The sequence below is a fragment of the Candidatus Binatota bacterium genome (assembly GCA_012960245.1).
Lineage (GTDB): Bacteria > Desulfobacterota > Binatia > UBA1149 > UBA1149 > UBA1149.
In genome coordinates, this window is the sequence record DUBO01000019.1 from 3,813 (window position 1) to 5,184 (window position 1,372).

General features: G+C 60.1%; 1 protein-coding gene. It reads left to right on the forward strand.

All coding sequences use genetic code 11. The annotated features are described in order from the left end of the window. Positions 1–162: 162 nt before the first annotated feature. Positions 163–1,372, forward strand: a 1,210-nt coding sequence (locus EYQ35_03100; GenBank protein HIF63127.1) for a hypothetical protein, incomplete at its 3' end; no start/stop codon positions are given.

Sequence of the window (1,372 nt, forward strand, 5' to 3'; positions counted from 1 at the left end):
ACCAGACTACGAATCTGGGGGTCGCAAGTTCGAATCTTGCCGGGCGCACTCTGTTCCCCCCTTCTTATCGTCGAAAATATATTCCCACATGGGGGGGGCGTAATCATGGACAGGCGGGCGACAGTGGTGGTAGGCTTGAGGAGCCTCCGGGGGTAACCGGCCATGTCTATCAAGTCTCTCGTATCGTTTAGTTTAACCTGTGCTGCCGTGACCGCCCTGGTCGGTGTGCCGGCGCTGGCTGCCGACCCGGCCGTGAAATGCGAGTCGGGCAAGCTCAAGGAATCGGGCAAGTACGGGTTCTGCCGTCTGAAGGCTGAGTCGGTGGCGGTGAAGAAGGGGCTATCGCTCGACTACAGTAAGTGCGACACAAAGTTCTCCGGCAAATGGGACAAGCTGGAATTGAAGGGCGCTGGCGAGTGCCCGAGTGAAAACGACTTCGCTGACCTTCAGAATCGGATCACCGAACATACGGATCTGGTTTCTCTGCTGCTTTCAGGCGTTGGCTTAGGAAACGAAGATCCCGATGCAGTGTATGTCGCGACACCCACCGACGGCGGGGCCGACACCGCGACTTGCGGCTCACAAGCGGAGCCCTGCGCGACCATCGCCTTTGGGCTCCAACCCTCAACACTGCTGGCAAAGCTGCGAGTTTACGTGGCAGGTGGAGAGTTCTTCGAAGATATTACACTGAGCGACGGTATCGATGTTCTCGGAGGATTTGACCCGGACAGCTGGGAGTCCGCTCCCGGCACTAACCCAACCATCCTCTACGGTTCGACGGGGAGCAGTCATCGAGCCGCGGTAACAGCCTTGAATATCACATCGCCCACATCGTTCGATGGCTTCGTTGTCTACGCCGCACCCGCCACAACGCTTTCCTCCAACAGTTATGGTGTTTATGTCAGTGCCTCTAGCGCTCAGCTTGTTATTACCAACAACGTCATCTTCGCGAACTCCGGTGCAGCGGGAGGCGACGGCGTTGGAGGTGCACAGGGACAAATAGGTATGGATGGTGATGGGGCAAGCCCGCCCGGTGCCGATGCGGCGTACGATGCGTTCATCGCAGCCAGCGCGGGTTTCTGCAACGCAGCCAACAATCGCCAATTCGCGAACGGTGGATTTCGCTCGTGTGGCGGCGACAACGTGAGTGGTGGCGCTGGAGGTGGCAATCAATGCGCACCAGTTGCGGGCTCGGAATTCAGCGGCATCGATGGCGCGCCAGGATCGGGTACAGGCGGGGGTCCGGGTGGTGACGCAGGCGACGACGGTGAGCTTCTCTTCAGCGGTGCGGCCTGTAGCGTCCCGCCAGCTCCGACCGCAGGCAGAGAAGGTTCGGAGGGTGCCGGGGGTTCCGACGGCCTGGGGGGTACGG